The sequence below is a fragment of the Pigmentiphaga soli genome, assembly GCF_039541095.1.
Lineage (GTDB): Bacteria > Pseudomonadota > Gammaproteobacteria > Burkholderiales > Burkholderiaceae_B > Pigmentiphaga > Pigmentiphaga soli.
In genome coordinates, this window is sequence record NZ_BAABFO010000018.1 from 43,330 (window position 1) to 67,288 (window position 23,959).

Annotated in this window: 21 protein-coding genes; 7 read left to right on the forward strand and 14 right to left on the reverse strand. The window is 69.4% G+C overall.

What is annotated here, in order from left to right; all coding sequences use genetic code 11:
• Positions 1-12: 12 nt before the first annotated feature.
• On the forward strand, positions 13-1,209 hold the full coding sequence (locus ABD927_RS17345) for a CaiB/BaiF CoA transferase family protein (protein WP_345251099.1): 1,197 nt from the start codon (positions 13-15) through the stop codon (positions 1,207-1,209).
• Positions 1,210-1,212: 3 nt separating this feature from the next.
• On the opposite strand, the gene ABD927_RS17350 is transcribed toward ABD927_RS17345, so the two are convergent.
• The 8 genes from ABD927_RS17350 to mfd all read right to left on the reverse strand — a co-directional run bounded on the left by ABD927_RS17350 (position 1,213) and on the right by mfd (position 15,006).
• Positions 1,213-1,956, reverse strand: a complete 744-nt coding sequence (locus ABD927_RS17350; protein WP_345251100.1) for a GntR family transcriptional regulator — start codon at positions 1,954-1,956, stop codon at positions 1,213-1,215.
• Between the two features lie 100 nt (positions 1,957-2,056).
• A complete protein-coding gene (locus ABD927_RS17355) occupies positions 2,057-3,406 on the reverse strand; it encodes a cytochrome c (protein ID WP_345251101.1) in 1,350 nt (449 codons plus the stop codon).
• 78 nt (positions 3,407-3,484) lie between these two features.
• Positions 3,485-5,260: a GMC family oxidoreductase gene (locus tag ABD927_RS17360; RefSeq protein ID WP_345251102.1), complete on the reverse strand. Its 1,776-nt coding sequence runs from the start codon at positions 5,258-5,260 to the stop codon at positions 3,485-3,487.
• A 2-nt stretch (positions 5,261-5,262) separates the two neighbouring features.
• Positions 5,263-6,000: a gluconate 2-dehydrogenase subunit 3 family protein gene (locus tag ABD927_RS17365; RefSeq protein WP_345251103.1), complete on the reverse strand. Its 738-nt coding sequence runs from the start codon at positions 5,998-6,000 to the stop codon at positions 5,263-5,265.
• A 261-nt stretch (positions 6,001-6,261) separates the two neighbouring features.
• Positions 6,262-10,143, reverse strand: a complete 3,882-nt coding sequence (locus ABD927_RS17370) for a DUF748 domain-containing protein (protein WP_345251104.1) — start codon at positions 10,141-10,143, stop codon at positions 6,262-6,264.
• A gap of 33 nt (positions 10,144-10,176) precedes the next feature.
• Positions 10,177-10,611 carry a gamma-glutamylcyclotransferase family protein gene (locus ABD927_RS17375; RefSeq protein WP_345251105.1) on the reverse strand — a complete coding sequence of 145 codons (435 nt, stop codon included), beginning with the start codon at positions 10,609-10,611 and terminating at the stop codon, positions 10,177-10,179.
• 13 nt (positions 10,612-10,624) lie between these two features.
• Positions 10,625-11,485 (reverse strand): phosphoserine phosphatase SerB, encoded by an 861-nt coding sequence (serB, locus tag ABD927_RS17380; RefSeq protein ID WP_345251106.1) that lies wholly within the window; start codon positions 11,483-11,485, stop codon positions 10,625-10,627.
• A 32-nt stretch (positions 11,486-11,517) separates the two neighbouring features.
• Positions 11,518-15,006, reverse strand: a complete 3,489-nt coding sequence (gene mfd / locus ABD927_RS17385) for a transcription-repair coupling factor (RefSeq protein ID WP_345251107.1) — start codon at positions 15,004-15,006, stop codon at positions 11,518-11,520.
• A 78-nt stretch (positions 15,007-15,084) separates the two neighbouring features.
• On the opposite strand from mfd, the gene ispD reads away from it, so the two are divergent.
• A complete protein-coding gene (gene ispD, locus ABD927_RS17390; protein WP_345251108.1) occupies positions 15,085-15,831 on the forward strand; it encodes a 2-C-methyl-D-erythritol 4-phosphate cytidylyltransferase in 747 nt (248 codons plus the stop codon).
• Positions 15,824-16,345 (forward strand): 2-C-methyl-D-erythritol 2,4-cyclodiphosphate synthase, encoded by a 522-nt coding sequence (ispF, locus tag ABD927_RS17395; protein WP_345251109.1) that lies wholly within the window; start codon positions 15,824-15,826, stop codon positions 16,343-16,345. Before ispD ends, ispF begins: the two co-directional genes overlap by 8 nt.
• A gap of 65 nt (positions 16,346-16,410) precedes the next feature.
• Here ispF and ABD927_RS17400 read toward each other — a convergent pair whose 3' ends face one another.
• From ABD927_RS17400 to ompR, 4 genes are read right to left on the reverse strand one after another with little or no spacing between them, the layout of a single operon-like run.
• The gene (locus ABD927_RS17400; protein WP_345251110.1) at positions 16,411-16,704 is read right to left on the reverse strand and encodes a type II toxin-antitoxin system RelE/ParE family toxin; all 294 of its coding nucleotides are present in this window, start codon (positions 16,702-16,704) and stop codon (positions 16,411-16,413) included.
• Entirely contained in the window at positions 16,691-16,990 is a 300-nt protein-coding gene (locus ABD927_RS17405) for a type II toxin-antitoxin system RelB/DinJ family antitoxin (RefSeq protein WP_345251111.1), read from the reverse strand. The genes ABD927_RS17400 and ABD927_RS17405 overlap by 14 nt, the downstream gene beginning before the upstream one ends.
• A gap of 53 nt (positions 16,991-17,043) precedes the next feature.
• Complete coding sequence (locus ABD927_RS17410; protein ID WP_345251112.1) at positions 17,044-18,396, reverse strand: sensor histidine kinase; 1,353 nt, start codon at positions 18,394-18,396, stop codon at positions 17,044-17,046.
• Between the two features lie 16 nt (positions 18,397-18,412).
• Positions 18,413-19,141, reverse strand: coding sequence for an osmolarity response regulator transcription factor OmpR (ompR, locus tag ABD927_RS17415; protein WP_345251113.1), 729 nt, complete (start codon positions 19,139-19,141; stop codon positions 18,413-18,415).
• A 120-nt stretch (positions 19,142-19,261) separates the two neighbouring features.
• On the opposite strand from ompR, the gene ABD927_RS17420 reads away from it, so the two are divergent.
• From ABD927_RS17420 to ABD927_RS17435, 4 genes are all read left to right on the forward strand, one after another.
• Entirely contained in the window at positions 19,262-19,636 is a 375-nt protein-coding gene (locus ABD927_RS17420) for a hypothetical protein (RefSeq protein WP_345251114.1), read from the forward strand.
• Between the two features lie 40 nt (positions 19,637-19,676).
• Complete coding sequence (gene tsaB, locus ABD927_RS17425; protein ID WP_345251115.1) at positions 19,677-20,456, forward strand: tRNA (adenosine(37)-N6)-threonylcarbamoyltransferase complex dimerization subunit type 1 TsaB; 780 nt, start codon at positions 19,677-19,679, stop codon at positions 20,454-20,456.
• A 64-nt stretch (positions 20,457-20,520) separates the two neighbouring features.
• A complete protein-coding gene (gene rimI, locus ABD927_RS17430; RefSeq protein WP_345251116.1) occupies positions 20,521-21,060 on the forward strand; it encodes a ribosomal protein S18-alanine N-acetyltransferase in 540 nt (179 codons plus the stop codon).
• Positions 21,057-21,866, forward strand: coding sequence for a uracil-DNA glycosylase (locus ABD927_RS17435; RefSeq protein ID WP_345251117.1), 810 nt, complete (start codon positions 21,057-21,059; stop codon positions 21,864-21,866). Before rimI ends, ABD927_RS17435 begins: the two co-directional genes overlap by 4 nt.
• Before the next feature lie 144 nt (positions 21,867-22,010).
• Here the strand turns inward: ABD927_RS17435 and lplT are convergent, their stop codons facing one another.
• Together lplT and queF are read right to left on the reverse strand one after the other, a co-directional pair.
• The gene (gene lplT, locus ABD927_RS17440; RefSeq protein ID WP_345251118.1) at positions 22,011-23,327 is read right to left on the reverse strand and encodes a lysophospholipid transporter LplT; all 1,317 of its coding nucleotides are present in this window, start codon (positions 23,325-23,327) and stop codon (positions 22,011-22,013) included.
• Positions 23,328-23,506: 179 nt separating this feature from the next.
• Entirely contained in the window at positions 23,507-23,926 is a 420-nt protein-coding gene (gene queF / locus ABD927_RS17445) for a preQ(1) synthase (protein WP_345251119.1), read from the reverse strand.
• Positions 23,927-23,959: the final 33 nt, after the last annotated feature.

Genomic DNA, 23,959 nt, shown 5'->3' on the forward strand with positions numbered 1-23,959 from the left:
ACAGGGGGCACCGTGAGCATTTCTTTCGACCCGTCCAGGCAGGGCATCCTGCGCGGCGTGCGGGTCCTGGACCTCTCGCGCCTGCTGGCGGGCAACGTGGCTTCCGCGCTGCTGGGCGATTTCGGCGCCGAGGTGATCAAGGTGGAGCCGCCCCAGGGCGACCCGCTGCGCGCCTGGAAGCACGACGGCGTATCGCTGCAGTGGAAAACGTACGGCCGCAACAAACGCTCCATCATGCTGGACCTGCGCGCCGAGGCCGGCCGGCAGGCGGCACGCGCGCTGGCGGCCGCCAGCGACGTGCTGATCGAGAATTTCCGTCCCGGCACGCTGGAGCGCATGGGCATGGGCCCGGCCGCGCTGCACGAGGCCAACCCCGGGCTCGTCATCGTGCGGATCTCGGGTTTCGGCCAGACCGGCCCGTATGCCGGCCGCCCCGGCTTCGGCACGATCGTCGAAGCGATGAGCGGCCTGGCCAGCCAGAACGGCTTCGCCGACCGCGAGCCCGTGCTGCCGCCATTGGGCTTCGCCGACAAGATCACCGGCGTGTACGGCGCGATGGCGGTGTCGATGGCGCTGCTGGCGCGGCGCGCCGGGCAGGCGCAGGGCCAGGTCATCGATCTGTCGCTGCTCGAGCCCGTGGTGTCGCTGCTGGGGGTCGAGGCGACCATCTACGCGGCCACCGGCCACGTCAACGAACGCTGCGGCAGCGCTTCCAACACCACCTCGCCGCGCAATGTGTACCGCTGCGCGGATGAGCGCTACATCGCCGTGTCGGGGTCAATGCAGAGCATGGCGCAGCGGTTGTTCATCGCCATCGGTCGGCCGGAAATGAACGACGACCCGCGGTTCGCGACGAACGCCGCGCGGGTCCGCCACCGCGCCGAGGTCGATGCCATCGTGGGCGGCTGGTTCGCGGCCAGGACGCTGGCCGAGTCGCTGCGCGCGATGGACGAGGCCGACGTGACGGCCGGCCCGGTCAACGAGATTCCCGACGTCGTGGCCGACCCGCACGTGCGGGAACGCGAGGTGTTCGTCGACGTCGAGGACGGCGAACTCGGCCAGGTCAAGCTCTACAACGTCCTGCCGCGGCTGTCGGAAACGCCCGGCGTGTGGCGCTACCCGGCGCCGGACCTGGGCGAGCACGCGCGCGAGATCCTGTCGGAGATCGGCTACGACCCGGCGCTGATCGAGCAGCTGGCGCCGGCCTGAGGTTCAGGAAATCTCGATCTCGTAGCGATACCGGTCGCTGGGGAAGGAGGCCACGGCCAGCTGCAGCGGCTGCCCGTCGGCCCCCAGGAAGGTCCGCTGGCGCACCAGCAGCGGCACGCGCGGCGAGATGCCCAGCGCCTGCGCCGTGTCCCGCGACGGCATGGCCGCGGTCACGCTCTGGCGCACGCGGTGCGTCTTCAGGCCCAGGCGCTCTTCGAACAGGCGGAAGATGGTGGCGTATTCTCCGCCTTCCTTGATGTTCAGATGCTTGCCCAGTTCGGCCGGCATGGAAACCTGCATCTGCCCGACGCGCACGCCGTCGCGCACGCGATAGCCGCTGATCCGGAGGACTTTGTCGTCGGGGCCCAGCTGCAGTTGCTCGCGTTCGATGGCCGTGGGAGCGGCATACTGGCAGCGTTCGATGTGGTGCGCGGTGCCGGCGCCGTCGCCCTGGGTAATGATCTGCTCGATGGAGCCGTTGAAGCGCAGGGCGAACGCATCGTTGCCGCGCTCTTTCACGAAAGAGCCGCGGCGCGGATAGCGGACGATCAGCCCGTCCCGCCGCAAGGCGTCGAGGGCCACGCGCACCGTGGCGCGGCTGACGCCGAACTCCGCGCACAGGTCGGCATCGGTGGGGAAGGGGCTGCCCGGCGCGTAGGTGCCGGAATGGATCCGATGCCGCAGGATCGATTCGATCTGCCCGCACAGCGAACCCTTGCCTAGAACAATTCTATCCGTTTGGTACATATCATTAGTATAAACGAACGGCGCAGGCGGGCGGCGTTCGCCGGCGCCGTTCCCCGGCCCGGCCGGCCATGCCGGGCGCCCGGCCGGTGCCTTGCGTGCCTTACTTGCGGGCGCTGCGGGTTTCGTCGGCCAGCGCCTGCCGCACCTTCGCCACGTCGGCAGAGGACACGGCGGGCGCCTTGTTGCCCCAGCCGTTGCGGATGAAGGTCAGCAACTGCGCCACCTCGTCATTCGACAGCCGCCAGTCGAAGGCGGGCATGCCGAGGTTGGACGGCGCGTGCGCGGTGGACGGCAGCATGCTGCCGGTGAGTACCAGCCTGATCAGCGAGGACGGGTCCGGCGTCAGCACCGTCGGATTGCCGGCGATGGCGGGCAGGCCGTTGGGATTGCCCTTGCCGTCGCTGCGATGGCAGGCGGCGCAGCTGTCGGCGTACAGTTCGGCGCCGCGGCCGAGGTCCTGGCCGGCCATGAGCGCGCGCGCCGTGTCGGGCGAGTCGGCGTAGGACGTCCCGCGATCCGGGCCTGGTCCCAGCTGCTTCAGGTACGCGGCGATGGCCCGCACGTCCTCATCGCTCATATGCTGCGTGCTGTGCAGCACGACATCCTGCATCGGCGAACCGATCACCGCCTGGTGCGCATTGCGCGCGCCGCGCAGCGTGGCGACGATGTCGTCCAGGCTCCAGCGGCCGAGGCCGTCGTCGTTGCCGCGCAGGTTGACCGCCACCCAGCCGTCGATCGCGGCGCCGCCCGACAGGTACAGTTCGCTGCTGTCGTCGAGCGCCTTTTCCTGCAGCGTGGCGGCGCGCGGCGTATGGCAGGCGCCGCAGTGGCCGGCGCCCTGCACCAGATAGGCGCCGCGCGCCACTTGCGCGTCGGCGTAGCGGGAGCCATCGAAGCGGGCATCGTCGCCGGGGCCGTACAGCCGGCGCCAGATGGCCAGCGGCCAGCGCATCGACAAGGGCCAGCGGATGTCGGTGCGGCGGTTCTGGTTGGAGACGGGCTCCACGCCGTGCATGAAATAGGCGTACAGCGCCGCCACGTCGTCGTCGCTCAGGCGGGCGTACGACGGCCACGGCATGGCCGGGTACAGCGTGCTGCCGTCGCGCGCGATGCCGTGGCGCACGGCGCGGCTGAATTCGTCCAGGCTGTACCGGCCGATGCCGGTGTCGGGATCGGGCGTGATGTTGGTGCTGTAGATGTTGCCGATGGGCGAGGCCACCGCCAGCCCGCCGGCGAACGGCTGGCCGCCGCGCGCGGTATGGCAGGCGATGCAATCGCCGGCAGTGGCCACCAGCCGGCCGCGCTCGACCCACTGCGGGTCGCCGGCGGCCGCCTGGGCCTGCTCGAGCGGGGCCGTGCGCGTGGGCCAGAACGCGAGGCCGAGCAGCACGGCGACGATAATCACGATGACCAGGACGGCGACCGACAGGGCGCGGGCGGAGCGTGTCATGGCGTTCTCCTCGTATCTTGGCTTGGCTTGCCGGCGCCGGGTGGCGGCCTGGCGGACGGCCGGCGCCCGGCGCCGGCCCTAGGCCTGGACCAGCGGCCCGGGCTGCTTCAGGTATTGCTCGCGGATGGCGCGGGCGCACCAGTAGGCCAGCGCGCCCACCATGCCGGTGGGGTTGTAGCCGTTGTTCTGCGGGAAGGCGCTGGCGCCGATCACGAACACGTTGGGTACGTCCCAAGATTGCAGGTAGCGGTTCAGCGGCGACGTCTTCGGATCCGCGCCCATGATCGCGCCGCCGCAGGTGTGCGTGCTCTGGTAGCTGGTGGTGTTGTAGTGGTCGCCTTCCTTCTTGGCATCGCCCTTCACCGCCTTCGGGCCCAGCACCTTGACCATCTCCAGCCCCTTGTTCACCAGGTATTGCGAGGCCTTTATCTCGTTGGCGTTCCAGTCGAAGGTCATGCGCAGCAGCGGCCGGCCGAAGGCGTCCTTGTAGGTGGGGTCGAGGTCGAGGCAGTTGGTCCGGTACGACATGCAGGCGCCCTGCACCTCGTAATAGAAGGAGTGGCGCAGCGCGTCGCGCACGCCCTGTTTCCAACCGGGACCCCACGACGGCACGCCGGGCGCGGTGGTGATCCCGCGTATCGGCCCGGCGCCGGGCTGGCGCGCCCAGATCACGCCGCCGCCCACGAAGCCGGCGGCGCCGTTGTCGAGCTGGTTGCCGTTCAGATCGTCGAACACCGTGCCGCCGCCGCCGATGCCGATGAACTGGTTGGCCTGCATGCTCTCGTCGAAGAACAGGTTGATGCGGTTCAGGTTCTGGTACGAATAGTTGCGGCCGACCGTGCCCTGGCCGGAGATCGGGTCGTAGGGCGTGCCGATGCCCGACACCAGCATCAGGTGCACGTTGTACAGCGCGAAGGCGCACACCAGCACGATATCGGCCGGCTGTTCGCACTCGTTGCCCTGCGGGTCGATATAGGTGACGCCGGTGGCGCGCGTGCGGCCGGCGTCGAGATTGACCTTCAGTACCTGCGATTCGGTGCGCAGCTCGAACAGCTCGCGCGTGCGCAGCACCGGCATGATGCAGACGTTGGGGCTGGCCTTGGAGTAGTTCAGGCAGCCGTAGTCGCTGCAGAAGCCGCAGAAGTTGCACGGCCCCATCTGGCAGCCGTAGGGGTTGACGTAGGACGCCGACGCGTTCGAGGCCGGGATCGGATAGGGGTGGTAGCCCATCTCGCGCGCCGCCTTGTAGAACAGTTCGGCGCCCAGGTAATTGGGGTTGGGACCGAGCGGGTAGTCGCGCGAGCGCGAGCCTTCGAACGGATTGCCGCCTTCCACCTGCTTGCCGCCGATGACCCCGGCCTTGCCCGAGGTGCCGCACACGTACTCGAAGTGGTCGAAGTGCGGCTCCAGCTCTTCGTAGCTGACCGGGAAGTCGGCGATGGTCATGTCTTCGGGGATGAAACCGGCGCCGTAGCGCTCGACCATATTGCTGCGCAGGCGCAGGTCTTCCGGCAGCGCGCGGAAGTGGCAGCCCGACCAGTGGCTGCCGGCGCCGCCCACGCCGGTGCCCGGCTTGAATGAACCGATCTGGCGATAGGGCACGGCGGTGCCCGACGGGTTGTGGCGGATGGTGACGGTTTCCTTCGCCAGGCTTTGCAGATAGCGGCGATGGATCGAGCCTTCCAGTTCGTCGACCACGCGCGGATAGGCGAAGTCGGGCTGGGTGTCGCGGTTGGGGCCGCGCTCGAGCGCGACCACCCGCAGGCCGGCGTCGGTCAGTTCCTTGGCCATGATGGCGCCGGTCCAGCCCATGCCGACGATGACTGCATCCACTTTCGGCTTGACGGTGGCCATGCTCAGGCCCTCCTGCCGGACAGGTCGACCGGCGCGATCGGGTAGGGCTTGTCGCGCACTTCGACCCAGTCCAGGTAGTCGGCGCGCATGCCCGGGTAGCCGATGGCCTTCCAGCCGGCCATGTTCTTGTTGCCGCCGTGGCTGGGATCGGCGAAATAGCCGTTGCGGACCTCGGTCAGCAGCGACGAGAAGAACTGCTTGGCGGGCACTTCGTCGATCTGCAGCTTGCCTGCCTCGGCGGCTTTCAGGACCTCTTCCTGCCGGCCATGGTCGAGTTCGGCGAAATGCTTGCCCTGGTACGTTCCGACACAATGGGCGTCGATGCCCTTGATGCCCGCGCGCAGCATGTCGCGCAGCGCGAGCCTGCCCTGGTAGCCGAACTCGGGGCCGGCCTCGACGAAGGGACCCTGCATGTACCAGATCTCGCCGCGGGCATAGGGCGTCTGCATGTGGCGGTCGAGGAATTCGGGCACGCCGGCCTCGACCGCGCCGGGGCCGGCATCGTCGGACGGGATCAGGCGATCGCAGGCCGCCGTCAGGAAATCCCATTCCTGTTGCGTGAAGAAGGTGGGGCGGTAGGGTTCCTGCGGCCGGGCCTGCTGCGGCGAGGCGTTCGCGGCTTCGGATGCGGGCTCTCGCCTGCTACAGGAGGCGGCCGGGACGGCTGCGACGGAGATCAGGCCGAGGCGGAGAAAGCGGCGGCGGGCGGGCGCCGCGCGGGGCTCGTCTTCTTGGTGCATGGACGGTTCCTTTGCCGGGGGTGGCCGTCGGCGGCGGGCGCCGCGGACAGAGGGAAACGCCTTTCGACTATACGCGGCCATGCCATGGTCATTTCGTGAGAAATGCGACTTTTGGCAAACGGCGCACGGCATGGCCGCACGACGCGCGAGTGGTCCTAAAGCTGAGCCGGCGCGTCCCCTATCCGGGATGCGGCGGATCCGGCTCCGCCGGTCCGCGCGCATCGCCCCCTCGGGGGACGCGCGAAGCGCGTACGGGGGGCATTATTTCAATACGAACTCGACCCGCGTGGTGGCGCCGCCATCCTTGATGCCGTCGGCGTCCAGCCGCGGCGCGACCGCGTAGATGCGGCCGGCGTCCACCTTGCCTTCGAACCAGCGCTGCACGGCGGTGCCGCGGCGCTGCGCCAGCGCGGCGAGCTCGGGTTCGCCGGCCTGCGCGTGCGCCAGCAGCGCGGCCTCCATCTCGGCCGCGGGCAGCGATTTGGCCATGCCGATGAAGTTGCGCGGCTTGTCGAAATCGGCGGCGGCGTAGGCGCGGGCCAGGTACTTTTCGCGCTCTTCGGGGGCCACGACGACGGGCTGGTCGCCGTTGGCGGCGCGCCGGCCCAGGTCGCGGATCTTCTGCTGGCGGATCTGGCGTTCCACCGCCGCCTGCTTGAGGGCGGGCAGGTCCAGCTTCGGGTCGACCCGGCCGACCACGTCCAGCTTCAGCGCCGGCCGGTCGGTCAGGGCCTTGGCCAGCGTTTCGAGCTTGGCCTGCTGGGCCTGCGAAATCGTGTCGGCGCCGGGCGCGAATTCCACGTAGCCGAGCTGGTCGGCGTTGCCGCCGACGCCGCCGACCGCGTTGGCCAGCAGGCTGAACGGCGCGGTGATGGCGCGCGTGAGCAGGTTCAGCACGGCGCGCCAGATCAGGCCGCCCACGCTGAACTGCGGGTCGGACAGCGAGCCCGACACCGGGATGTCGACATCGATCTCGCCGCGCGAATTCTTCAGCAGTCCGATCGCGAACTGGACGGGCAGCTTGGTGGCCGTGTCGTTCTCCACTCTGTCGCCGAAAGTGAGCTGGTCGATGAACAGGTGGTTGTTCGCGGTCAGCTGCTCGTTGTCGAGCTTGTAGTGCAGGTCGACGTTGAGCTTGCCCTTGACGATCGGGTAGCCGGCGTACTTGGCCGAATACGCGGTGAAGCGGGTCAGTTCGACGCCGCGCGTGGTGGCGGTCATGTCGAGCGAGGCCGGCTTGGCCAGCGGGTTGACCGTGCCCTGGATCGCGACCGGGCCGTTGCCGTTGAGCATGGCCTGCACGTCGACCTTGGCGGGTTCGGTGGACTCGGTGCCGAAGCCGCCGATGGTGCCTTTGATGTCGATCAGGTCGGCGCTGAAGTTGGGGCGGATGAAATTGTCGGTGTAGTCGACCTTGCCGTTGCTCAGCGCAATGCTGCCGATGCGAAGTTTCAGCGGCGGCGAGGACCCGGCCGCGCCGGCCGATCCCGCCGGAGCAGGTGGCGTCGCGTCGGCCGGCCTGTCCTGCGCCGCGCCGCCGCCCGCCGGCGATGCCGCGCCAGCTTCGCCATCGCCGCTGAAATGGCTGAGGTTCAGCCGCCCGTTCGCATCGAGCAGGATGCGGGCGTAGAAATCGTCCAGCGCGACGCGCTCGGCCGAGACGTCGGTACCGGCCGGGCCGTGGCTGGCCTTGATGCCGGTCACGGTGAAGGCGCGCAGGCCGGCGAAGCGGTCGGCGGTGATCTTGTCCTGCAGCCGCAGATTGTTCAGGCCCACGCTGCCCTGGTAATTGGCCTGCAGGGCGCCAGCCCGGCTCAGCGCCAGCCGGCCGCGGGCATCGACGCGCGCGCTGGCGAGCGTGGCGGCGTTGAGCTTGTCGGCGAAATAGGGGCTGAGGGCGGCCACGTCCAGGCCGAGGCCGTCGATGGACAGCGCCAGCTTCAGCGGCGACGGCACGACGCTGCCCTTGGCCGACAACCGGCCGCCGCGCTGATAGCCGGTGGCCAGTTCCACCTCCAGCGGCTTGCGCAGGTCTTCGCTCACGTTGCGCACTTTCAGCTGCAGCGCGTCGAGCGTCAGCGCGACCGGCTGGGGCAGGCTGCGGTCGGTGAAGCGGATCGTGGACTTTTCCAGGGCCACGGTGCCGATCCGGTAATGCCACGGCGCGTCGGCGGACGCGGCCTGCTTCGTGTTCGAGCGGGAAGCAGGACCGGCGGCGCGCCTGGCGGGGGCCGCAGCGGCTTTGGCGGAGGCGTGCGTCGGCGTGGAGGCGGCTGCCGGCTTGGCGGCCGACGGCTGCGCCAGCTTCGCCAGGTTGATGCTGCCGTCGCGCTCGCGTTCGACGTCGAGCGCCAGGCCCCGCAGCGATACGGCCGACAACTCGGCCTGGCGTGCCGACAGGTCGACGCGGTCGATGTTCACCGTGCCGCCGGCCAGCGCAACCAGCGCCTGCGGCTGGCTGCGCGCGCGTGCGCGCCCGCGCGCCCGCGTCGTGGACGAGGCTGCGCCGGCGGGCATCACCTGCAGCCCATCCAGTCCGATCTGCGCCGGACCGAGCCGCACGGCCGGCGTATCGCCGCCGGCCTGGACCTGCACCGTTGCCTTGACGTCCAGCGTGCCTTGCGCGATGCGGGCCGCCAATACGGGTTCGACGAAGGGCTGCAGCGCCGGCAGCGCCAGTTTCTGGATGCCGAGGTCGCCGTCGAAGCTGCGCGCGGCGATGCCGACGTGGCCGCTGCCGCTCAACTCGCCGCCCTTGTCCAACGCCGCCTGCAAGGTATAGGAGGCCGGCGCGCCGGCCTGCGTGGAAAGACTTTCCAGCGTGACGGCAATCCGTCCCAGCGTGAGATCGGCCCCCGACGCCTCGTCGCGCAGGCGGACCGAGCCGTCGTTGAGCGCCAGCTTGTTGATGCTCAGATCGATGCCGCCCGCCGCAGGGGCAGGAGCAGAGGCAGGCGGCGGCGCGGGGTTGGCCATGCCCGGGGACGCGGCGCCTTGATCCGGCGCCGGGGCCGGCTGCGGGGTGTTCGAGGCCGCCTGTCCGCCGGCATCCTTTTGCCCCGATCCCCCCAGCGCCACGTTCAACGCCCCGCTGCGATCACGCACCACGTTCGCCCGCGGGCGGTCGATCCGCAGTTCGTCCAGCCGGTACACCCCGCGCAGCGGTTCGATCGACTGCGCCGCCACGTGGATGCCGTCGGCATCGAGCAGCGGCCGGGCCGTGCCGTCGACCACCGACAGCTCGCGCAGGTCGGCCGTGCCGCTGACCCGCAGCGTCGGCTGACCGTCTTCCTGCACCGCGAAATGAATGCCGACGTCGGCCGACAGCTTGCCGGACGGGATCGACACCGGCATCCTGGCCGGCACGTAGGACAGCAGCCGCGGCAGTTCCAGCCCATCGAGCTTGAACGCGATTTCCGATTCGCGCGATTGCGCGAAGGGCAGCACCTTGCCATCGATCGCCAGCGGGCTGCCATCCACCGTGGCGCGCAGCATCGGCTCGACGAAAATCGGCGTGGAGGAGGGCAGGTTGGCGATGAACGGCACCCCCAATTGCCATTGTTCGATGGTATGGCGCTCCCCCAGCACCTGGTCGTCGAACTCGACGCTGCCATTGTCCACGTGGATGTTGGAAACCGCGAAGCGGGGCGGCGGGCCGCTGGGCTGATCGTCGTCGGCCGGCGCGAATTTCTCGATCAGGTCGGAGAAATTGAAGCGCTGCGGCGCCGTGCGCACCACGCGCAGCTTCGGCGCATCGAGATAGACCTCGTCCACCACCGGCCGCAGGCGCAGCAGCGAGCGCCACGAGGCGTCGACCACCAGTTGCCCGACGTCGACGAAGGAATCGCTGCCGGCAGGCTCGCCGACGTGGATGTCGCGCACATCCAGCCGCAGCGTGTACGGATTCAGCGCCACCTTCCCGATCGTGACCGGGCGCCCGAGCAGTTCCGCCAGCCGGCTCTGGGCGGTGTTCTTCAGCAGCGCAGGCGCGGCGAAGAAGCCGAGCAGCCCGAACAGGGCGATGGCGGCGACGAGGCCGATGACCCAGCGCCGCAGGCGGCGCGATGAAGTGGCGGCCTGCAATCGTTGGCGCAGCGGGCGGCCGGCCATCGGGCCACGCTGCCGTCCAGTGGAATCCGGCATGCTTCGTCCTTCGGGTGAGTCCTGGGGCGCAGTCTAACCGACCGCGCCGCCGGTTGCCGCACCTTGGCGCGCGCGGCGGTACGCTATCCAGTCGTCGTGGTCGATCGGCACCGCCGCGCCGGTCTGGCGCGGATCGATGGGGTAGAAAAAGCACGACAGCGGGCGGCCCCCCAGGTCGAGTTCGACGCGGCGCCGCACGAAAAGAGTGTCTTGCCCGGGTACGTATTCCTCGACTTCGTCCATCGCCGCCAGCAGCGCCGGCCCGATCCGGTAGACCTCGCCGAGCACCGCCGGGCCGTCGGCCGCCTCGACCAGCCCGGGCCAGTCGCCGAAGTCGTACAGCCGGCCCCGCACGCGCGCGCGGCCCATCGGTTCGGGCGCGGGCAGGCCCAGGCGCGCCGCCAGCAGGCGGGCGTCGTTGATCTCGCCCTCGCGCAGCGTGCCGTAGACGAAAACGTAGATGTCCATCGATGGCTTGCGGTCAACCGGCGGTGTCTTCGAACCAGTTGAGGATGCCGTCCAGCCCGCACACGTTCAACGCGTAAGTGGTCTGCTGGCGCACGATCGGCTTGGCGCGGTAGGCCACGCCGATGCCGGCCAGGCCCAGCATTTTCAAGTCGTTGGCGCCGTCGCCGATGGCGATCGCGCGCGAGGCGGGCACGCCGTGGCGCCGGGCGAACTGCGCCAGGTGCATGGCCTTGCCGTCGGCGTCGACGATGGGGCCCAGCACCTCGCCGGTCAGCCGCCCGTCTTCGATCGCCAGTTCGTTGGCGTGGGCCTCGTTCAGCTGCAGGCGCTGCAGGATGCGGCGGGTGAACCAGGTGAAACCGCCCGACACCAGCAGGGTCTTCAGGCCGAAGCGGTGCGCGGTCAGGATTAGGCGTTCGGCGCCGGGGTTCAATCGCAGCCGTTCGATGTAGACCTGCTGCAGCGCCTCCTGCGGCACGCCCTTGAGCAGCGCCACGCGGCGCCGCAGGCTTTCGGCGAAGTCTTTGATCTCGCCCCGCATCGCCGCCTCGGTGATGGCCGACACCTGCAGCCGCAGGCCGGCGAAGGCGGCGATCTCGTCGATGCACTCGATGTTGATCAGGGTCGAGTCCATGTCCATCGCCAGCACCTTCCAGTCGGCCAGGCGCATGCCCGGCGGCACGAAGGCCCAGTCGATGCCGTTTTCCTCGCAATAGGCCTGCACCGCCGCGCGCGTGTCCGGGTCGTCCTTGACCTCGGTCAGGCGGTAGGCGTGCGGCGCGACTTCCACGTCGCGCCGCGCGTCGGCGAGTTGCACCAGGTGCCCGAGGGCGGCATCGGCGAGTTCGGGGGCTTGGACGACGAGGTGGGTCATGGCGGATAGGGATGGGTCGTAGGGGAGGCGGGTCAGACCAGCGCGCGCAGCACGCCGCGCACCGCGTCGACCCGGGCTTTCAGGTCGGGGGCCTTGATGTCCATGCGCAGCTTGTCCTGCCCGGACAGGCGCATGCCGCGGTTCTTCTGCACCAGCGCGATGATGCGCAGCGGATCGATCGGCGGATTGGGCACGAATTGCAGCACGGCGGCCGATTCGCTGGCATCGATCTTGGCCACGCCCACCGGCCGCGCGGCCAGCCGCAGGCGATGGATCTCGATCAGCGCGCGCGCCGCGTCGGGCAGCTTGCCGAAACGGTCGATCAATTCTTCCTGCACCGCGTCGAGGTCGCCGGCGTCTTCGCAGTTGGCCAGGCGCTTGTAGATCGCCAGCCGCGCATGCACGTCGCCGCAGTAGTCCTGCGGCAGCAGCGCGGGCACGTGCAGATTGATCTCGGTGGTGGCCGACAGCGGCGCGTTCAGGTCGGGCTCGCGGCCGTTGCGCAGCGCCTTGACGGCTTCGTTCAGCATGTCGGCATACATCTGGAAGCCCACTTCCTGGATGTTGCCCGACTGCGACTCGCCCAGCACCTCGCCCACGCCGCGGATCTCCAGGTCGTGCATGGCCAGGTAGAAGCCGGCGCCCAGTTCCTCCATCGCCTGGATGGCCTCCAGCCGCTTCTTGGCGTTGGACGTGATGGCGTCTTCGCCCGGCGTCAGCAGGTAGGCGTAGGCCTGGTGGTGCGAACGACCGACCCGGCCGCGCAGCTGGTGCAGCTGGGCCAGGCCGAAGCGGTCGGCGCGGTGGATGACGATGGTGTTGGCGCTGGGCACGTCGATGCCGGTTTCGATGATGGTGGTGCACAGCAGGACGTTGAACTTCTGCTGGTAGAAGTTCTTCATCACCTGTTCCAGCTCGCGCTCGGGCATCTGGCCGTGCGCCACCGCGATGCGCGCCTCGGGGATCAGTTCCTCCAGTTTGGCGCGGCGGTTGTGGATGGTCTCGACCTCGTTGTGCAGGAAGTAGACCTGGCCGCCGCGCTTCAACTCGCGCAGCAGCGCCTCGCGTATCGTGCCGTTGTCTTCGCGCCGCACGAAGGTCTTGATCGCCAGCCGCTTCTGCGGCGCGGTGGCGATCACGGAAAAGTCGCGGATGCCTTCCAGCGACATGCCCAGCGTGCGCGGGATCGGCGTGGCCGTCAGCGTCAGCACGTCCACCTCGGCGCGCAACGCCTTCAGCGCTTCCTTCTGGCGCACGCCGAAGCGGTGCTCTTCGTCGATGATGACCAGGCCGAGGTTCTTGAACCTGACCTTGTCGGACAGCAGCTTGTGGGTGCCGATCACGATGTCGACCTGGCCCGCGTTGATCTGCTCGATCGACGCGTTGACCTCCTTGGCCGACTTGAAGCGCGACAGTTCCACCACCTTGACCGGCCAGTCGGCGAAGCGGTCGCTGAAGTTCTGCGCGTGCTGCTCGGCAAGCAGGGTGGTGGGGCACAGCAGCGCCACCTGCTTGCTGTTGGCCACCGCCAGGAAGGCGGCACGCAGCGCCACTTCGGTCTTGCCGAAGCCGACGTCGCCGCACACCAGGCGGTCCATCGGCTTGCCCGAGGTCATGTCGCCGATCACGGCCTGGATGGCGGCCGCCTGGTCGGCGGTTTCCTCGAAGCCGAACGACTCGGCGAAGGTTTCGTAGTCGGCCAGCGGCAGCTTGAAGGCATAGCCTTCGCGCAGCGCGCGGCGGGCGTAGATGTTCAGCAGTTCGGCGGCTGCGTCGCGCGCCTGCCCGGCGGCCTTGCGGCGCGCCTTTTCCCACTGGCCCGAACCTAGCTGGTGCAATGGCGCGGTGTCGGGGTCGGCGCCGCTGTAGCGCGAGATCACGTGCAATTGGGACACCGGCACGTACAGCGTGCTGCCGCCGGCGTACTCCAGGTGCAGGAACTCCATCTCGCCTTCGCCGATGTCCATGCTGACCAGGCCGTGGTAGCGGCCGATGCCGTGCTGGGCGTGGACCACCGGGTCGCCCACCCGCAGCTCGGCCAGGTCGCGCACCATCGATTCGACGTTGCTGGCGCGCTCCTGCCCGCGGCGGCCGCGCGGCGCGCTGTGGCCGGCGAACAGGTCGCTCTCGGTCAGGAACAGCAGCGGCGGCTCGGCCAGGCCGAAACCGGCCGACAGCGGCGCCACGCCCAGCGCGAACGCGGCGTCGCCGGCCAGGAAGTCTTGCGCCGAATCGACCTGCTGCGGGTGCAGGTCGAACTCGGCCAGCATCTGCGAGATGGTTTCGCGCCGGCCCGCCGATTCGGCGCACAGCAGCACGCGGCCGGCGTGGCGCTGCGCCAGCGCGCGCAGCCGGCCGACCGGATCGTCGGCCTTGCGCTGCACCGCCACGTCCGGCGGCCGCGTGAAGGCGGGATGGTTGCGCTCGTCCGCCAGCGCCAGCCGGGCGAAGCGGCGCAGCTGGCCGAACAGCGACTCGCCGTCGAGGAAGATGCGCTCGGGCGGCAGCACCGGCCGCTCGCGGTCGCTCTTCAGGAATCCGTAGCGGCTGGCGGTGTCCTGCGCGAAGCGGCGGATCGCGTCTTCGGTATCGCCCAGCGTGACGGCCAGCGTGCCGGGTGCCAGGTAGTCGAACAGCGTGGCGGTGTCGTCGAAGAACAGCGGCAGGTAGTATTCGACGCCGGGGAAGGCGATGCCGTTGCCGATGTCCTTGTACGGCATGGCGCGCGACGGGTCGCCTTCGAAGGTCTCGCGAAAGCGGGCGCGGAATTCGTTGCGCGCGGCCTCGTCCATCGGGAACTCGCGGCCCGGCAGCATCTGCACTTCCTTGACCGGGTACAGGCTGCGCTGGGTGTCGATGTCGAAGCTGCGGATCGACTCGATCGTGTCGTCGAACAGGTCGAGCCGGTAGGGCAGGGCCGAGCCCATCGGGAACAGGTCGATCAGGCTGCCGCGGATGCAGAATTCGCCCGGCGCCGTGACCTGGGTCACGTGGGTGTAGTTGGCCAGCGTGAGCTGGGCGCGCAGCGCGGCCTCGTCGAGCCGGTCGCCCTGCTTGAACGAGAAGGTATAGGCCGCCAGGAAGGCGGGCGGCGCCAGCCGGTACAGCGCCGTGGTCACCGGCACGGTCAGCACGTCCACCTTTTGCTGCAGCAGCGCGTGCAGCGCGCGCAGGCGTTCGGAGATCAGGTCTTCGTGCGGCGAGAACGCGTCGTAGGGCAGGGTTTCCCAGTCGGGGAACTGGTGCACGCGCAGGCCGGGCGCGAACAGCGGGATCTCGGCCGCCAGCCGCTGGGCATCGAGCGGGTCGGCCGCCAGCACCAAGAGCGGCCGGCCGGCGGCGCGCGCCACGTCGGCCAGCAGCCAGGCATCGCCGGCGCCGGGCGGACAGGGCTGGGCGTAGCGCTCGCCCGGCCTGAGCGCCGCCAGCAGCGCGCGGGCCAGCGCGGAAGGCTGGGCGGCCGGCGCAGCGGGGGCGGCGGGGCGGGTGGAAGGCGGCGCGGAAACGGGGGACGAAGACATCGATTCGGGAACGGCGGGCGCTGCGGGCGCAACACCCGCGGCCGGCGATCGTGACGGCAATTCCGTATTATAGAAGCCATGACTTTGCCCGCCCCGCCCGTTTCATCCCCCCGCCTGATCGCCATCGTGCCGGCCGCCGGCATCGGCGCGCGCGCGGCGCCTGCCGAGCCGGCCGCGGCCGGTGAGCGCCCCCTGCCCAAGCAGTACCGGAACGTCGCCGGCCGCCCCATGTTGCGCCGCGCCGTATCGGCCTTGCTGGCCGACCCGCGCATCGACCGCGTGCTGGTGGCGGTGAGCGCCGGCGACCCATGGGTGGAAGCGGCCCTGGCCGGCCTGCCGCGCGTCGCCTGGCTGGAATGCGGCGGCGCCACCCGCGCCGATACCGTGGCCAACGCGCTGGCCCGCTGCGGCGCCGCCGCCGAGGACTGGATCCTGGTCCACGACGCCGCCCGTCCTGGCCTGCCTTTGCCGGTGTTGGGCGCGCTGATCGACACCTGCCTGCGGGACGAGGTGGGGGGCCTGGTGGCGCTGCCGGTGGCCGACACCATCAAGGCCGACGGCCCTGCCGAGCCGGGCCCGCCGCGCGTGGCCCGCACCGTGCCGCGCGACGGCCTGTGGCAGGCGCAGACGCCGCAGATGTTCCGCGCCAGCGTACTGGCCCGGGCGCTGGCGCACGCGCGCGTGCGCGGCCTGGCGGTCACCGACGAGGCCGGCGCGGTCGAGGCCCTCGGGCTGGCCCCCTGCCTGGTGCCGGGCTCGCTGCTGAACTTCAAGGTGACCTGGCCGCAGGATTTCGATTTGATGGAAAAACTGATCCATGACTGACCCGACGCTCGCCACCACCGAACCGCCAGACGATTTTCCCTACCGCATCGGCCAGGGCTTCGACGTCCACGCCCTGGTCCCCGGCCGCCCGCTGATCATCGGCGGCGTCCGCATCCCGCACACGCACGGCCTGCTGGGCCATTCCGACGCCGACGTGCTGCTGCACGCGATCACCGACGCCATCCTCGGCGCCGCCGCCCTGGGCGACATCGGCCGCCACTTCCCCGACACCGCCGCCGAATACGCCGGCGCCGACAGCCGCGTCCTGCTGCGCGCCGCCTTCGCCCGCGTGCGCGAGGCAGGCTGGCGGGTCGTCAACGTCGACGCCACCGTCCACGCCCAGGCCCCCAAGATCGGCCCCCACGCGGCCGCCATGGCGGCCCACGTCGCCGCCGACCTGCAGGTGCCGGCCGGCCGCGTCAACATCAAGGCCAAGACCAACGAATCCCTCGGCTTCCTCGGCCGCAAGGAAGGCATCGCGGCCACCGCGGTAGCGATGCTAGCGCGCGGCTAGGGCTTCGTCCCCTTAAGTCAGTCACATTTTGGCCGCCCAGACGTTCACGGATCTGAAGCCGGATCTCAAGCGCCCGGCGGCGTCGAGGGCCATTGCTGGGCTGCGTGCAGGACGCGAAGAACGGTTATGGCGCGCGCATCTTCGACGTATACAACGATGTAGTTTGAACGGACCACCATTTCCCGCGTACCCGGCACGCGTCCGGTTCGGTACAACCTGGGATGCTCAATCAGCGCTGATACCAGGGCCTCGATGTCATCTTTCAACCGCTGCGCCGCGTCGGGATTGTCATCGGAGATGTAGTCGACGATGGCCAGCAAATCGGAACGCGCCGTTTGCAGCCACTCAAGAACGGGCAAGGCGCTTGCTGTCGAGCAGGGCCTGGGCTTCGTCCATGACGTGTCGGTGGGGAATTGCGGGTCGGGTATCGGCCAAGGCTTCCTGAACCTTGGAACGGAACCACACGTCGTGCGCTTGGGGATCGGTGGTGAGGCCAGCCGGCAGGCCTCCCTCCTTGGTGACACGCGTCAGCAATATCCGCACGGCATCGGAAACCGTCAGGCCGACATTGGCCAATACCTCGGTGGCTTGCGCTTTCAGTTGTTCATCGACGCGGACATGCAACATGGAGGTCTGAGCAGCCATGTTCGATTCTCCAGGGAATAAGCTGCCCTTAGTGTATCTCGAATGAGATACGGCTATAGCGGAGGTTTCTGCGCAGCCGGCAGTGTGATGCGGGCGATCAATCCGCCCCCGGGCCGGGAATGCAGGGTGAGGGTACCCCCCGCCCGCTGCAGCAGCCGCCGCACGATGGCCAGCCCGAGGCCGGCGCCGCCGGCGTTGGTGCGCGCGTCGGAGCCGCGCGTGAAGGGCCGCAGCAGGCGCGGCACGTCTTCGGCCTTGATGCCGGGGCCGCGGTCGCATACTTCCACGACCAGATCCTGGCCTTGCGCCTGCACGGTGATGGTGATGTTGGGCGGCTGGTCGTGCGGATGCCCGTAGCGGCGCGCGTTTTCCACCAGGTTGCTGACCGCGCGCTGCAGGTCGGGACCGGCCACGTGGGCCCACAGGTTCGGCGCGATGCGGGCGGTGAGCGTGCCGCCCAGCGTTTCGGTGTGGGCGCGCTCGCGCTCGATCAGCTCGCGCACCAGTTCCGAGATATTGTTGTTGCGGTCCGGCGACGACGACGGCCGCGCGTATTCCATGAACTGGCCGATCGTACGGTCGATCTGCGTGACGTCTTCGTCGATCGCCTCGCGGCTGGACTCGGGCAACCCGCTCAGCTCGATCTCCAGCCGCAGGCGGGCCAGCGGCGTGCGCAGGTCGTGCGAGATGCCGGCCAGCATCAGCGCCCGGTCCGCCTCTGCACGATCGAGTTCCTCGACCATCCGGTTGAAGTTGGTATTGACCCGCCGGATCTCTTCGGGCCCGCTCTCGGGCAAGGGCGCCGGCGTCTCGCCGCGCGACAGCGCCTGCGTGGCGCGCGACAGCCGCGACAGCGGCCGGTTGACGAAGCCCACGATCACCGCCGCGCCCAGCAGCGACAGCAGCAGCGCCGCCGCGCCCCAGCCCAGCCATTCGACGCCCGGCACGCGCTCGGCGCGGTCGCGCTCGACCACCATCCAGTAATCGTCGTCGTCGATCGAGAAGCTCACCCACAGCCCGGGGATGTGGTTGACCTCCCAGGCGACGATGGTTTCCGGCCCCAGCCGGTCGACCACCTCGGCGGCGACCCGCTGCAGCACTTCGCGATCGGGAATGGGCACCGTCTCGTCGGTGCTTTCGTGGGGATAGACCTGGATGCCTTCGTTGGTGGCCAGGTCGAGCAACAGGTAGCGGCGCTCGCGCGGCGCCGAGTGGATCAGCGCCGCGCGGGTGATGTTGACCACGGTGACGATTTGCTGGGCCACCTGCTGGGCCCGCGGTTCGACTTCCATGCTGCGGAAGGCCTGCAGCCAGGCGGCCAGGCTGGCCGTCATCAAGACCGTCAGCAGCAGGAAGGTACGGCTGAACAGTCCCAGCCGGGACGCGACGCGCAGAGCGACCGACATGGGAACTCTACGTGGATCAGCTTCCGCCGTCGGGTACGAATACGTAGCCCAGACCCCACACGGTTTGGATGAAGACAGGCTTGGCCGGATCGGGTTCGATCAGTTTGCGAAGCCGGGATATCTGCACGTCGAGGCTGCGGTCGAAGGCCTCGTACTCGCGGCCGCGCGCCAGTTCCATCAGCTTGTCGCGCGACAGCGGGATCTTCGGGTGGCGGGCGAACACCTTCAGCACCGAGAACTCGCCGGTGGTCAGTGCCACCGGCTCGTTGTCGCGCGTGAGGGTGCGGGTGGCCAGGTTGAGCACATAAGGGCCGAAGCTGACCGATTCGTTGTCCTGGCTGGGTGCGCCGGGATGCTCTTCCGGGCCGCGCCGCCGCAGCACCGCGTTGACCCGCGCCAGCAGCTCGCGGGGGTTGAAAGGTTTGGGAAGGTAGTCGTCGGCGCCCATCTCCAGGCCGACGATGCGGTCCACGTCTTCGGCCTTGGCCGTCAACATGATGATGGGCGTGGTGTCGCGGGCGCCGCGCAGGCGCCGGCAGATCGACAGACCGTCTTCGCCGGGCAGCATCAGGTCAAGCACGAGCAGGTCGAACCGCTCGCGCTGCCAAAGCTTGTTCATCGTCTGGGCATTCTCTGCCACCCACACGGAAAAGCCTTGCTCAGCGAGATAGCGGCGGAGCAGGTCGCGCAGCCGCACGTCGTCGTCGACGACCAGGATTTTTTTGGGGGCGTTGGCTAGTGACATGCGGCGAATGTAACGGACAGATTTGGATCAATCCAGTTGGGGACATTGCTTGTTACAGAAATCCGGCTTTGGTCACTCAAGCATAAAAAGGCATCTTCCCGAGGGGCGTATCATCACGTCGTGGACAAGAGAAACATTCTTTCGCCGGGCCCGAAGGGGCGTTTCCCGACCGTTGCGGCCGCAACGGCCGGCGCGCTGCTGGCCGTCGTATCGGCAGGGCTGGTCATAGCACAAACCAGCGAGAAAGCCGGCGCGTCTTCAGTGCCCGCCGCGCTGGTGCAGGCGGTGGTGGGCCCGGGCCAGCAGGATGCGCCGGTGATATTTCACCCGATCGCGGTGCACCGCGGCGGCGCCCCGTGGGCCGGCCCGGTCAGGGCCGACGAAAGGCAGCAGACGCCGCGGCGGCTGTCCGACGCCGAGCGCATGGAATTGCGCCAGGACATCCGGACGGCCGGCGAAGAAGTCTACGAATCCTACCGCAACAAGAAGCGCTGACTCCGTCCCGGGCGGCGCCGAGCGTCTACAATCGTCGCTGATGCCGCTGCCCATTCTCGCCCTCGAAACGTCTTCCGCCTGGTGTGGCGTCGCGCTGCTGCGCGATGCCGCCGACGGCCGTCCCGTCATCCATCTGCGCGAGCACGAAGGCGTGCAGGAACATTCCGAACGCCTGCTGCCGATGATCGGCGAAGTTCTGGCCGAGGCCGGGCTATCGCGCGCGGCCATCGGCGCGGTGGCGTTCGGCCAGGGGCCGGGCGGCTTCACGGGGCTGCGGGTGGCCTGCGGGGTCGCGCAGGGCCTGGGCTTCGCGCTCGGCGTGCCGGTGCTGCCCGTCGTGTCGCACGCGGCGGTAGCGGCGCAGCTGGCGCTCGCGCCGGGGCAGGTGGCGCTGGTGGCCATGGATGCGCGGATGCGGGAAGTCTATCTGGCGGCGTACCGCGAACGGGGCGACGGCAGCTTCGAGACACTGCTGGCGCCGCTGCTGGCGCCGCTCGACGGGCTCGATGAATGGCTGGCGCCGCGGCTCGCGCAATGGGCGCCGGGCGGAGCTTTCCGCCTGTGCGGCGACGCCGCGCTGGTTCATCCGGACCATTTCGCCGCGCTGGGCGGGCAGCCGGCCGATGCGCCGCTTCGCCCCACGGCCGCCGCCGTCGCGCGGCTGGCCCGGCAGGCCTGGCGGCGCGGCGAGGCGGTGGCGCCCGAGCAGGCGACGCCGCTGTACGTGCGCGACAAGGTCGCCTTCACCACGGCCGAACGGCTGGCCGGCGCGGGCGGCAATCCGCGCGTGGCGGCCATCGCGCAGGAGGGCGGGGCATGAATATCGTGCGTCTGGATGCCCGGCCGCCCGACGGGCGCGCCGCCTTTCGCGGGGAGGACCGACGATGAGCGCACGCTACGCCATCGCGCCCGCCGACGTGTCCGCCGTCATCGCGCAATGGGAAAGCCGCTGCCGGCCGATGGCCGAGGGCGACCTGCGCGACGTCGGCCGGCTCGAATCCGAGATCTACTCCTTCCCCTGGAGCAAGGGCAACTTCGCCGACTCCGTCGACGCCGGCTACGACGCCTGGGTGGTGCGCGACGACGGCCGCCTGCTGGCCTACTGCGTCATGATGCTGGTGCTCGACGAGGTCCACCTGCTGAACATCAGCGTGGCGCCGGCCGCGCAGGGCCATGGGCTGGGACGGGCGCTGCTCGACTGGGTGGAGCGCCGGGCGCGCGCGCTGTCGGCGCTCAGCGTATTGCTGGAAGTGCGGCCGTCCAACCTGGTCGCCCTCGGCTTCTACGAACGCCACGGCTACCGGCGCATCGGTATCCGCCGCGGCTACTATCCCGCGGCCCGCGGCCGCGAGGACGCGATCGTGATGCGCAAGACGTTCGACGGCATCGCCGGCGGTGCCGCACCGGTCGGGGGTGCGCCATGAGCGGCCATCCTTCCGGCGCGGGCGGCGTGGCGCTGACCCCCATGCGGCGCGCATGGCTGCGCGAGCTGGGCATCGAACGCATCTGGCGCGCGCCGGCCACGGCGGCTGCGGCCGCGCGTACCGTTGAAGCGGCATCCGGCGCGGCGGTCGCCGGCGGGGCGCTTTTGCCCGCTGTCGCTTCGCCGGCGGTAGGCCAGGACACGCCGCCCGCCGCCGTCCAGCCGCCCATATCCGACGATGAAGCATGGGCGCGCCTGCAAGAGGAGGTCGCCCACTGCACCCGCTGCGGCCTGTGCCAGGGCCGCACGCAAACCGTGTTCGGCGTCGGCGCGCGCCAGGCGAGCTGGATGATCGTGGGCGAGGCGCCGGGCGAGCAGGAAGACCGGCAGGGCAAGCCCTTCGTCGGCCGCTCCGGCAAGCTGCTCGACGCCATGCTGGCCGCCGTGGGCCGCTCGCGCGAGCGCGGCGTGTTCATCGCCAACGTGATCAAGTGCCGGCCGCCGGGCAACCGCGATCCGCAGCCGGAAGAAGTGGCCCAGTGCAGCCCTTATCTGATGCGCCAGATCGAACTGGTGCAGCCGGCGGCGATCCTGGTGCTGGGGCGCTTCGCGGCGCAGACTTTGCTCAACACCGACGCCCGCATCGGCAGTCTGCGCGGCCGCGTGCACCATACCGACGTCCAGGGCCGCAAGGTACCCGTGGTGGTCAGCTACCACCCCGCCTACCTGCTGCGCAGCCCGCACGAAAAATCCAAAGCCTGGCAAGACCTCCAACTAGCCGAGAGCCTAAGCCTCGCCGCGGGCTAAAAGAAGCTCCGCCGTCTTCCCCCGTCACCGCGGATGCGCTGCCCCCCGCAAGAACGCCACCCTATCCAGGATGCGGCGAATCCGGCTCCGCCGGTCCGCGCGCATCGCCCCCTGGGGGCGCGCGAAGCGCGTAGGGGGGAGCCTCTACTCGCAGCGCAGCGCGGTGCCGTGGGCGCGGCTGCCTATCACCAGGTCCAGATCGGGGTGGTAGCGGTGGTTGTAGCGGTTCCAGCCCATGATCAGCAGCATCAGCAGCGCCACCACGGTGCCGAATACGATGATGATGGTGTTGATCGGCCAGTGCAGGCCCAGCATCAGCGAATACACGGCCACCATCAGCAGGATGTTGAGCTGTTCGTTGAAGTTCTGCACCGCGATCGAATGCCCGGCCGACAGCAGCACGTGCCCCCGGTGCTGCAGCAGCGCGTTCATCGGCACCACGAAGAAGCCGCCCAGCGCGCCGATCAGGATCAGCAGCCCGTACACGAATACCCGGTGGTACACCACCGGCATCAGCATCACCGTCAGCCCCATCAGCACGCCCACCGGCAGCACCGCCAGCGCCCGCCGCAGCGGGATGCGGCCGGCCAGCATGGCGCCGATGATGGTGCCGATCGAGGCCACGCCCATCAGGATCGAGGCGCGGTTCAGCGGCAGGCCGAGCTGCACGCGGCCCCATTCGATCACGATCAGTTGCAGCGTGGCGCCCGCGCCCCAGAACAGCGTGGTCACCGCCAGCGAGATCTGCCCCAGCCGGTCGCGCCACAGCGTGCCGACGAAGCAGCCGAACTTGACGAGCAGGCGCACCGGATTGCGCTCCTGGCGCGGATAATCCACGCCGGTCAGCGGGATCAGCAGATTGAAAATGGCGGCCACCAGGTAGACCAGCGCGATCACCACGATGGCCGCCTCGGCCGGCGTCTCGACGCCGAACGACATGCCCGGCACGCGGATCGACAGCAGCCAGCCCGACACCTTGGGGCTGATCAGCGCGCCGCCCAGCACCACGCCCAGGATGATGGACACCACCGTGAGCCCTTCGATCCAGCTGTTGCCCTTGACCAGCTGCTCGGGCGGCAGCAGCTCGGTGATGATGCCGTACTTGGCCGGCGAATAGGCCGCGGCGCCGATGCCCACCAGCGCGTAGGCCAGGCACACCACATAGACCTGGTGGTGCTGCGCCAGCCCGAGGTGGGCGTAGACGAACATCATCAGGCAGCCCAGGATCTTGATGGTATTGGTGAAGAACATGACCCTTCCCTTGGGGAAGGAGTCGGCGAAGGCGCCCACGAAGGCGGCCAGCACCACGTACGACAGCGCGAACGACCATTTGATCATCGGCGTCATCCAGTCAGGTCCGTCGAGCTGCTGGATGAGGGCCACGGCGGCGATGAACAGGGCATTATCGGCCAGCGACGAGAAAAACTGCGCTGCCATGATCAGGTAAAAGCCTCGTCTCATCGGATGGGTCGACTCGAGCCTATTGTGGTGAGTGGTTCGGCCAGGGCGCCGGTATCCGGAGGCTGGTGCGGCGGGATGCGGCGGCTGCATCGTGGCGCGAGTTATAGCACGCGCGCTGCGCACGGACGGGACAATTTCATTGCCGCCTGCGGGGCTTGCGGGGGTTTACCCGGGCGCCTTCAGCCGCGGGTGTTGCTGCCCTGGGAAAAGGCTTGGAGGTGGACCGCCGGCTGAGGTTCCCAACCCGGCTGCCGATGCTCGGCCACCACGTTGGTGAAAATGCCGCCGCGCACGTACCATTTGGCCGTGATGCGCATGAAGCGCGGCGCCAGCGCGGCCACCAGGTCGTCCAGGATCTCGTTGGTGACGGCTTCGTGGAATTTGCCCTCGTTGCGGAAACTCCACGAATACAGCTTCAGGCTCTTGAGCTCCACGCATTTCTGGTCGGGGATGTAGTCGATCAGCAGCACGGCGAAATCGGGCTGCCCCGTCATCGGGCACAGGCAGGTGAATTCGGGCACCTCGATGTGGATATGGAAATCGCGCCCCGGGCTGGGGTTGGCGAAGGTATCGAGGGTCTTGGACGGCTGAGAAGGCATGGCGGAGGCACAGAACGTAACGAAATGGAAAAA